9 protein-coding genes are annotated in these 8,416 nt (G+C 73.6%); 4 read left to right on the top strand and 5 right to left on the bottom strand.

Annotated elements, in window-relative coordinates:
* The 3 genes from CCN56_RS32930 to CCN56_RS32920 form a co-directional block, all read left to right on the top strand.
* Positions 1 to 1,354 (top strand): hypothetical protein (locus CCN56_RS32930; protein WP_086831527.1); only part of this gene is annotated, 1,354 nt, incomplete at its 5' end.
* Between the two features lie 6 nt (positions 1,355 to 1,360).
* Positions 1,361 to 1,981, top strand: a complete 621-nt coding sequence (locus tag CCN56_RS32925) for a spherulation-specific family 4 protein (protein WP_086831526.1) — start codon at positions 1,361 to 1,363, stop codon at positions 1,979 to 1,981.
* On the top strand, positions 1,978 to 2,805 hold the full coding sequence (locus CCN56_RS32920; RefSeq protein ID WP_086831525.1) for an endo alpha-1,4 polygalactosaminidase: 828 nt from the start codon (positions 1,978 to 1,980) through the stop codon (positions 2,803 to 2,805). Before CCN56_RS32925 ends, CCN56_RS32920 begins: the two co-directional genes overlap by 4 nt.
* A gap of 6 nt (positions 2,806 to 2,811) precedes the next feature.
* Here the strand turns inward: CCN56_RS32920 and cobS are convergent, their stop codons facing one another.
* Positions 2,812 to 3,576, bottom strand: coding sequence for an adenosylcobinamide-GDP ribazoletransferase (cobS, locus tag CCN56_RS32915; RefSeq protein ID WP_256962309.1), 765 nt, complete (start codon positions 3,574 to 3,576; stop codon positions 2,812 to 2,814).
* Between the two features lie 67 nt (positions 3,577 to 3,643).
* Between cobS and CCN56_RS32910 the strand changes: the two genes are divergently transcribed.
* On the top strand, positions 3,644 to 4,411 hold the full coding sequence (locus tag CCN56_RS32910; RefSeq protein WP_086831523.1) for a hypothetical protein: 768 nt from the start codon (positions 3,644 to 3,646) through the stop codon (positions 4,409 to 4,411).
* On the opposite strand, the gene CCN56_RS43580 is transcribed toward CCN56_RS32910, so the two are convergent.
* The 4 genes from CCN56_RS43580 to CCN56_RS32890 form a co-directional block, all read right to left on the bottom strand.
* Positions 4,348 to 5,061, bottom strand: a complete 714-nt coding sequence (locus CCN56_RS43580; protein WP_256962308.1) for a hypothetical protein — start codon at positions 5,059 to 5,061, stop codon at positions 4,348 to 4,350. The genes CCN56_RS32910 and CCN56_RS43580 overlap by 64 nt on opposite strands.
* Positions 5,058 to 6,821 (bottom strand): phosphatidylglycerol lysyltransferase domain-containing protein, encoded by a 1,764-nt coding sequence (locus CCN56_RS32900; RefSeq protein ID WP_086831522.1) that lies wholly within the window; start codon positions 6,819 to 6,821, stop codon positions 5,058 to 5,060. The genes CCN56_RS43580 and CCN56_RS32900 overlap by 4 nt, the downstream gene beginning before the upstream one ends.
* Before the next feature lie 107 nt (positions 6,822 to 6,928).
* Entirely contained in the window at positions 6,929 to 8,005 is a 1,077-nt protein-coding gene (cobT, locus tag CCN56_RS32895; protein WP_179200062.1) for a nicotinate-nucleotide--dimethylbenzimidazole phosphoribosyltransferase, read from the bottom strand.
* A 49-nt stretch (positions 8,006 to 8,054) separates the two neighbouring features.
* Positions 8,055 to 8,416 (bottom strand): bifunctional adenosylcobinamide kinase/adenosylcobinamide-phosphate guanylyltransferase (locus CCN56_RS32890; RefSeq protein WP_179200061.1); only part of this gene is annotated, 362 nt, incomplete at its 5' end.

Below are 8,416 nucleotides of genomic sequence, written 5' to 3'. Positions count from 1 at the left end.
GACCACCCCGCCCCCCGCCGCAGGCGAGCTCGCCGCCGATCCGCTCGACGAACTCGCCGGGCGACTCGACGGGTTCGTCGCCGCCGCCGTGCACCCGGACGAGATCGCCGCGATCCTCGAGTCCGACGGCATGACCGACGAGCACATCAGGCTCACCTACGGCCGCCCCGACTCCTTCTCCCTCGCCGAGGACCTCTACGCGCGCGTGGAGCGGCGCCACCCCGAGCCCGAGGCGCCACCCGGCAACGCCTGGTACGGCGAGCTCGCGGGCTGTCTGCTGCGCGGGCTCGTCTTCGCCCTCCCCGGCCTCGCGTACGTCCTCGCCGCACCGCTGCTCGCCGGCGCGCACGGCCGGTTCGGGCTCCCCGCCGGAACCGTCCCGCTGCTCGCCGGGGCCGTCACCGGCTGGGTGTGGAACCAGGCCCTCTCCCACCGCGCCTACACCTGGCTGGGGCTCGGCGACCGGCCCGCCGCCGCCCGCGCCCTGCTCACCGGCGCCCCGGCCGGCGCCCTCGCCGGGACGGCCGTCGCCCTCGCGACCGCCGCGCCCGGCGAGACCCCGGCCGCCGTCTTCGCCGCCGGGCAGTCGCTCTACCTCGCCGCCGCGACCGTGCTCCTGGTCCTCGGCCGCGAACGGGCCCTGCTCTGCGCCCTGCTGCCGCTCACCGGCGCCTTCCCCGCCTTCCGCTGGGACCTGCCGGACGCGCTGCGCACCGGACTGCTCCTCGCCTCGCTCACCGCCTCCGTCGCCTTCGCCGCGCTCGTGCTCCGCCCGGGCGTGCGCCGGGGCGCGGGCGGCCGCGGCGGGCCCCCGCGCGCCGCCTCCCTCCCGTACGGCTTCTTCGGCCTCGGCAGCGGCCTGCTCGTGCTCCACGCGGGCGTGGGCGACACGCCGGTGAGCGGGGCGGGGGCGGTCATCGCGCTCACCCTCTCCATGGGGCCCGCCGAATGGCTCCTCCACCGCTTCCGCGGCGAAAGCCTGGCCCGGCTGCGGACCCTCAGCACCGCCCGCGAGTTCCGCCGGGCGGTCACCGGCACCCTCGTGCTCTGCCTCGGCGGCTACCTGACCGTCCTCCTCGCCCTCACCCTCACCGCGACCCTGGCCTGGCCGGGGGCGCCCTGGCCGACGCTCCCGCGCCTGGTCACGCTGCTCCTGATCGGGACGGTGCTCTGGCTCGGGCTGCTGCTCCAGGCCTTCGGCGCGGTGCTCAGCGCCGCCACCGTCTGCCTGCTCGCGGCGGCGGCGCAGACCGTGGAACCGGTGGCGGGCCCGCTGGCCACCGGGGGAGCGGCCGCGGTACTCGCCGCCCTGACCTGTGCCCTGCTGGCACGCCCGACCGCCCACCGCGCCTAGGAAGCCATGACGATCCCCTCCCTCCTGGTGCCGTACTACGAGCACCCGGCCGAACGTCCCGAGGCCTGGTCGGCCCTCGTCGACGCGGCGCCGTCCCTGTACGGCGTCGTCCTCAACCCGGCGAGCGGGGCCGGCGGGGCGCCCGACCCGGCGTTCGCCGAGGCCGCCGGGCGGCTGCGGGCCGCCGGCGTCCGGGTCCTCGGCTACGTGGACACCGCCTACGGGCGCCGCCCGCACGCCGAGGTCGTCGCCGAACTGCTCCGCCACCGCGACTGGTACGGCGCCGACGGCGCCTTCCTGGACCAGGTGGCGACCGCGCCCGCCGCCCTCGCCCACTACCGCCGGATCGCGGTCGCCGCCCGGGCCGCCGGGGCCGCGACCCTCGTCTTCAACCACGGCGCCCACCCCGACCCCGGCTACGAGGCCCAGGCCGACCTCCTCGTCACCTTCGAGGGCCCCTGGGACACCTATCGGACCCTGGACCTGCCGGTCGCCGCCCACTACTGCCACCTCGTCTATGCCGCCCCCGCCGGCTTCCGCCCGGCCACCCCGGTGCACTGCGCCGTCCCGGGCACCGGCGCGCACCCCTGGGGCACCCTTCCGCACCTCCTGGAGCCCGCCCGATGAGACGACCGCTGCCCCTGCTCGTAGGGCTGCTGCTGCTCGCCACGGCCTGCACCGGCGCCCCCGACCCCGACCCGAAGACCACCGAGGAGGGGCGGTGGCGGCCCGCTCCAGGCCTCGGCTGGCAGTGGCAGCTCAGCGGCCGGCTCGACCCGACGGTCGACGTCCCGGTGTACGACATCGACGGCTTCGACCACCCGGCGTCGACCGTCGCCGACCTCCACCGCCGCGGCCGCAAGGTGATCTGCTACCTGTCCACCGGCGCCTGGGAGGACTTCCGCCCCGACGCCGACGACTTCCCGAAGGCCCTCCTCGGCAGGGGCAACGGCTGGGAGGGCGAACGCTGGCTCGACATCCGCCGCACCGACCTCCTCGGACCGCTCATGGCGAAGCGCCTCGACATGTGCCGGGACAAGGGCTTCGACGCCGTCGAGCCCGACAACATGGACGGCTACAAGAACCGCACCGGCTTCCCGCTCACCGCCGCCGACCAGCTCCGCTACAACCGCCTCCTCGCGAGCATGGCCCACGACCGGGGCCTCGCGGTCGGCCTCAAGAACGACCTGGACCAGATCCCGAAGCTGCTCCCGGACTTCGACTTCGCGGTCAACGAGCAGTGCGCGGAGTACGACGAGTGCGGCCGTCTCGCCCCCTTCACGGCGGCGGGCAAGGCCGTCTTCCACGTCGAGTACGAACTGACGACGGACCAGTTCTGCCCCCGGGCGAGGAAGCTGGGCCTCAGCTCGATGCGGAAGCGGTACGAGCTGGATGCCTGGCGCGAGCCCTGCCAGGGCCTGTCCGGCGGATCAGGGTCGGAAGGGCCTTAGACGGGCTCAGCCCAGCGTCAGCGCGATCAGCGCCGCCGTCGCCGCCGTCTCCTCCACCGCGCCGAACACATCGCCCGTCACCCCGCCGAAGCGCCGCACGCACCGGCGGAGCAGCAGCGCCGCCGCGCAGAGGCCCGCGCCGGCCGCCAGGACGGAGCGGACGGCGTCGTACGGGGAGAGGAGGAGGCCCGCCGAGGCGCAGAGGACCAGGACCAGGGCGGTCGTGAGGGTCGCGGAGCGGGCCGGGACCGTCTCCGCGACGATCGCGCCGAGGCCCTCGGGGCGGGCCGCGGGGACGCCGTGCCGGGAGGCGTGGGTGAGGGCGAGGCGGGCGACGGTGGCGGCGAGGGCGGCGGCGATCGTGCCGTGCGCCCAGCCCTCCCCGTACAGCTCGTACAGCGCGGCGACCTGGGCGAGCAGGACGAGGACCAGGGCGATGACGCCGAACGGGCCGATGTCCGACTGCTTCATGATCCGCAGCGCGTCCTCGGCCGGCTTGGCGCTGCCGAGGCCGTCGGCGGTGTCCGCGAGGCCGTCGAGGTGCAGGCCCCGGGTGAGCAGGGCGGGGACGGCGGTGGCGGCGACGGCCGCGAGCAGCGGGCCCGAGCCGAGCAGCAGGAAGAGACCGCCGGCCGCGGCGGAGCAGAGCCCGACGACGAGACCCGCGAGCGGGGCCGAGAGCATGCCGGCGCGCGCCGCGTCCCGGTCCCAGCGGGTGATGCGGGCGGGGAACACGGTGAGGGTCCCGAAGGCGAAACGCAGGCCGTCCATCCGGGCAGGGTAATCGCCGCTCCTGAACGGTAGATTGCGCATACCGCTCATATCGGAATGGGGTGGCATGGGTCACTGGTTCTCCCGCAACATCGTCGAGCCGGGCAAACTCCCGATGCTGCTCGCTCTGACCTCCTTCGTCCTGACATTCCTGGTCACCCGCACCGTCACCCGGCTCATCCGGGCGGGGAAGGGCCCCTTCCGGAACGTCTCCTCGGGGGGACTCCACATCCATCACGTCGTGCCGGGCGTCGTCCTCACCGTCCTCGGTGGCTTCGGCGCGGTGGGCAGCGACCGGCACGGCGTCGGCGGAGCCGTCTTCGCGGTCGTCTTCGGGATCGGCGTGGGGCTCGTCCTGGACGAGTTCGCGCTCATCCTCCACCTCGACGACGTGTACTGGTCGGAGGACGGCCGCAAGAGCGTCGAGGTGGTCGTGCTCACCACGGCCCTCGTGGGGCTCGCGCTCAGCGGCTTCTCACCGCTCGGCGTCAACGACATGACGGCGGACGAGCGCCAGGACCGGGCCGCCTTCATCCTGAGCCTCGCGCTGAACTTCCTCCTCGTCCTGGTCGCCCTGGTGAAGGGGAAGCTCCGGATGGCCGTGTTCGGGACCCTGGTCCCGTTCGTGGCGATCGTCGGCGCCGTCCGCCTGGCCCGCCCCGGCTCCTGGTGGTCCAAGCGCTTCTACCGGCGCCGCCACCGGGCCAGGGCCCGCTCCCGGATCCGTACGTACCGCCACGACAGGCGCTGGACCAAGGTGCGGCGCCGCTTTCAGGACCTGATCGGAGGCTTCCAGGAGCGCGTTCCCGGGCGCGGCCCGACACCGCCGTCCTGACGGCGCCCGCGCCCGGCCCGGACCGCGATCAGGACGAGGACGGCGGCGATCGCCGCGAGGTGCTCCTTGCCCGCCAGGTTCGCCTTGACCATCACCTCGACGACCATCGCGACGACCACGAGCCCGCCCGTCCACCGCGCGCCGTACCGCCAGCAGACGTAGACCGCGAGGCCCACCACGGCCGCCGACGGGCCCGTGTCGACGACCTGCGCGTCGGAGGCGGGCAGCCCGAACGCGCTGTCCGGGCCGAGCGCGATGCCCACGCGCGCGTAGAGCGTGCCGGCCAGGGTGGCGAGGTACGCGATGCCGAGCGTCCGCCACCGCCCGATGCAGATCTCGGCGATCCCGAACACCAGCAGGACCTGCGCGAGGGCACCCCACACGGGCAGGTCGAGCGCGGGGACGAACAGCGAGAGCGGGGTCCGGAGCAGTGCGAGCCACAGCGGATCCTCGGCCCGTACGGAACCGATGTCCTGGACCGCCTGATAGCCCCAGTCCTGGTTCTGCACGACCTGGAAGAGGGCGGTGAGGCAGACGGCGCCCAGCGTCATCGGAACCGCACGCCACTTCTTCGTGACGACCGCCGTCCGCACGGTGGTGAACAGCGGCCCCCACTCGCGGCGGGCGAACTCGCGCACGGCGTGTCTCAACGGCCGCTCTCCAGATGTCTGCGGTGCAGCCACTTCGGCAGCCCGGGGGCCTCCAGGAAGCCCTCGGCGCGGCCTGCGGCGAGGCCGATGCGCAGCAGGTCCGCACTCTTCTCGAAGAGCATGAATCGGGGCTCCCAGATCGGTCGGTACTTGGCGTTGGCGCGGTACAGCGACTCGATCTGCCACCAGCGGGAGAAGAAACTGAGCAGCGAACGCCACATGCGCAGCACGGGTCCCGCCCCGAGCTTCGAGCCACGTTCGAAGACGGAGCGGAACATCGCGAAGTTGAGCGAGACCTGAGTGATCCCGATCTCCTTGGCGCGCTGCAGGAGTTCGATGACCATGAACTCCATCAGGCCGTTCTCGGAGTCCCGGTCACGGCGCATCAGATCGAGCGAGAGCCCCTTCGGGCCCCAGGGGACGAAGGAGAGCAGCGCCCGCAACCCACCCGTCTCGTCGGTGCACTCCAGCATCACGCACTTGCCGTCCCGGGGGTCGCCGAGCCGGCCGAGCGCCATCGAGAAACCGCGCTCGGTGGCCCCGTCCCGCCAGTCGTCCGCCTTGCGGAGCAGCTCGGCCATCTCGTCCGCGGGGATGTCCTCGTGGCGCCGGATCCTGACCTCGTACCCGGCCCGCTTCACCCGGTTGAAGGCCTGCCGGACGGTCCGCATGGCCCGGCCGTCCAGGGTGAACTCGTCGGTCTCCACGATCGCCTCGTCGCCCAGCTCCAGGGCGTCGAGACCGTGCCGGGCGTAGATGACCCCGGCCTCCTCGCTCGCGCCCATCACCGCCGGGATCCAGCCGTGCTCGCGCGCCTCGGCGAGCCAGGGCTCGATGGCGCCCGGCCAGGCCTCGGGGTCGCCGATCGGGTCGCCGGAGGCGAGCGAGACCCCGCCGACCACGCGGTAGGCGATGGCGGCCTTCTCGCTCGGCGACCAGACGACGCTCTTCTCGCGGCGCAGCGCGAAGTAGCCGAGCGAGTCGCGGTCGCCCTGCTTGTCGAGCAGGACCCGCAGCCGCTCCTCGTCCTCCTCGGTCAGCGGGTCGACGGCCCGCCGCGAGCGGAAGGCGGCGAAGAGCACCGCGAAGAGCAGCAGCGTGGACATCACGTTGATGGTGACGTCGACCCAGCCGGGAGGGTGGATCCCGGGGAAGCCGGAGTCGTCCGAGGCCAGCGTGGCGAGCCGCAGCAGGCCGTACTTCCAGCGGTCCATGAAGGTGGAGTGACCGGTGGACTGGTTGGTGACGGTCACCAGGACGGCGGCGAGCAGAGAGGTGACGAGCAGTCCGCCGACCGCCACCCCCGCCGCGAGCTTCGGGTTGGAGCGGTCGCCCTTCGCGTAGAACTCCTTGCGGCCGAGGAACAGCGCGAGCACGAACACGGCGGTGAGGACCAGCGAGATCCAGTTCTGGGCGTGCTGCCGGATCTCGGGGAAGAACATCACGAGGACGAAGAGCAGCAGGAAGAGGCCGCTGAGCACGATGTTGAGGATCCACGCGGCCCGCTTGCGGCGCCGCATGGTGATCGCCAGGAAGAGGGTGAAGACCCCCGAGGCGAAGCCCGCGGTGAGCAGGTACGGGGTGAAGTAGTTGTCCTCGTTGTGGCGGCGCAGGTCCTGCCCGAAGGAGACCCAGACGGCACCCAGGAAATTGATGAACGTGACGACGCGCAGGTACCAGACGGCGAACGCGGCGCTCCGACGCGAACGGGGGGTGCTGCCCCGGGGTGCTGCTTCGGCAGACAAGCGGACTTCTCCCATGAAAAGCGATCATATGGGGCAGTGTGTGCCGTACGGAGACGCCGAAGGCGGCCACGCGCGCGTCGCACGTGTCCGCCCCGGAGTCGGCCGTTCCCTTCCGCCCGCGCTCAGGCCTCCGTCGCGTCCTCGGCCTCCGGAGTGGTCGGATCCGGACGCTCGGGCAGCTCCGCGGCGAACGCCGCCGCGGCCTGGACGAGGGGAAGTGCGAGCAATGCCCCGGTTCCCTCACCCACATGGACGCCGTGATCGAGCAGCGGGTTGAGCGCCATCCGGTCCAAAGCCTTCGCCTGCGCCGGCTCCCCGCTCACCTGACCCGCAAGCCACCAGTCCGGCGCCCGGAACGCCGCCCGCTGCGCCACCAGCGCACAGGCCGCGCCCACCACACCGTCCAGGATCACCGGCATCCGCCGCACCGAGGCCTGCAGCAGGAACCCGGTCATCGCCGCCAGGTCCGCCCCGCCGACCGCCGCGAGCAGCTCCAGCTGGTCGCCCAGGACCGGCCGGGCCCGCCGCAGTGCGTCCCGGATCGCCGCACACTTGCGCATCCACGCCAGATCGTCGATCCCGGCACCGCCCCGGCCGGTCACCACCGAGGCGTCCGTCCCGCACAGCGCCGCGATCAGCGTCGACGCCGGGGTCGTCCCGCCCACGCTCAGATCCCCGAGCACCACCAGATCGGTGCCCGAGTCCGCCTCCTCGTCGGCGAGCGCGACACCGAGCCGGACCGCCGCCTCGGTCTCCTCGACCGTCAGCGCGTCCTCCACGTCGATCCGGCCGCTGCCCCGCCGCACCCGGTGCCGTACCACCTCGGCGGGCAGCAGCTCCGGGTCGCAGTCGAGACCGGCGTCCACGACCCGCACCGGCACGTTCATCGAGCGGGCGAGCACCGCCACCGGGCTCGCCCCGTCGAGCACCGCGCGCACCAGCTCGTACGCGGTCCCCGCCGTACGGCCCGACACGTCGAGCGAGGCCACCCCGTGGTCGCCCGCGAACAGCACGACCTTCGGCTGCTCGATCGCCCGCACCTCGACCGAGGCCTGCGCCGCGGACAGCCACTCGCCCAGCTCGTCGAGCCGGCCCAGCGCCCCCGGCGGCACGGCCAGCCGCTCCCGGCGCTCCTCGGCGTCACGCCGTATCCCGCCGTCGGGGCGCTCGATCAGATCGGAGAAGTCGTCCAGGTTCAAGGGTTCCACCCAGTGATCACGTCAGCGAGGTCCATCAGCGATCGGAACCCTACCCGCGCAGCACCAGCGCCTGCCCCGCGACCACGAGGACGACCTCCTCGCACTCGTCCGCGAAGGCCGCGTTCAGCCGGCCCAGCTCGTCCCGGAAGCGGCGCCCCGCCGCCGTGGCCGGCACCACCCCCGAACCCACCTCGTTCGTCACCGTCACGACCGTGCGGCGCGTCGCCCGCACCGCCGCCACCAGCTCCGCCGTCCGCTCCCGCAGCGCCGCCTGCCCGCCGTCCCGCCACCGCTCGTCGTCCCAGGCGCCCACCCGGTCCATGGCGTCCGTCAGCCACAGCGACAGACAGTCGATCAACAGCGCCGGACCGTCCTCCGCGAGCAGCGGTGCGAGCTCGCAGGTCTCGGCCG

This window comes from Streptomyces sp. NRRL B-24572 (assembly GCF_002156145.1).
GTDB lineage: Bacteria > Actinomycetota > Actinomycetes > Streptomycetales > Streptomycetaceae > Streptomyces > Streptomyces vietnamensis.
The sequence above is the reverse complement of the archived record's forward strand: the minus strand, read 5'-3'. Positions and strand labels throughout refer to the sequence as shown.

Excerpts from the sequence above, each read along its gene's own strand:
- cobS (WP_256962309.1), bottom strand. The coding sequence starts at position 3,576 with ATGGACGGCCTGCGTTTCGCCTTCGGGACCCTCACCGTGTTCCCCGCC.
- CCN56_RS32910 (WP_086831523.1), top strand. The coding sequence starts at position 3,644 with ATGGGTCACTGGTTCTCCCGCAACATCGTCGAGCCGGGCAAACTCCCG.
- CCN56_RS32925 (WP_086831526.1), top strand. The coding sequence starts at position 1,361 with ATGACGATCCCCTCCCTCCTGGTGCCGTACTACGAGCACCCGGCCGAA.
- CCN56_RS32920 (WP_086831525.1), top strand. The coding sequence starts at position 1,978 with ATGAGACGACCGCTGCCCCTGCTCGTAGGGCTGCTGCTGCTCGCCACG.
- CCN56_RS32900 (WP_086831522.1), bottom strand. The coding sequence starts at position 6,821 with ATGGGAGAAGTCCGCTTGTCTGCCGAAGCAGCACCCCGGGGCAGCACC.